Source organism: Oceanihabitans sp. 2_MG-2023, assembly GCF_030547245.1.
GTDB lineage: Bacteria > Bacteroidota > Bacteroidia > Flavobacteriales > Flavobacteriaceae > Oceanihabitans.
Genome location: NZ_JAUOQT010000026.1, coordinates 1 through 665, shown reverse-complemented (window position 1 = coordinate 665; position 665 = coordinate 1). Strand labels below are relative to the sequence as shown.

Sequence of the window (665 nt, the reverse complement as noted above, 5' to 3'; positions counted from 1 at the left end):
GGACCAATAGAATCTTCAAGAGTAAGTGTCGCAGTCAGTGTAGTTTCATTATCACAATCATCCGATACCGTATAGATTACAGTAATAGTACCACCAGCACCACAAGTGGAAGCAAGGTTCGTGAAAGCATAATCGGAAGTTACATCAAAAGTAGCATCTGCATCACAGCTATCTGTACCACAAGATTGAAGTGCAAGTATGTTTGCAGCATTCCAATCGTTAGCAATGGTTTCATTATCTGTACCATTACATTCTATAGTTTCATCTACAACCGTACAAGCAGTAAGGTCAGGACCAATAGAATCTTCAAGAGTAAGTGTCGCAGTCAGTGTAGTTTCATTATCACAATCATCCGATACCGTATAGATTACAGTAATAGTACCACCAGCACCACAAGTGGAAGCAAGGTTAGTAAATGCATAATCGGAAGTTACATCAAATACAGCATCTGTATCACAGCTATCTGTACCACAAGATTGAAGTGCTAATATATTAGCAGCATTCCAATCGTTAGCAATGGTTTCATTATCTGTACCATTACATTCTATGGTTTCATCTACAACCGTACAAGCAGTAAGGTCAGGACCGATAGAATCTTCAAGGGTAAGTGTTGCAGTTACTGAAGAAGTATTTAAACAATCATCTGTAGCGGTATATGTTACTAG

General features: G+C 38.6%; 1 pseudogene. It reads right to left on the bottom strand.

The window, feature by feature from the left end:
* Positions 1-665: pseudogene (locus Q4512_RS16365) on the bottom strand (gliding motility-associated C-terminal domain-containing protein); the annotation flags it as partial.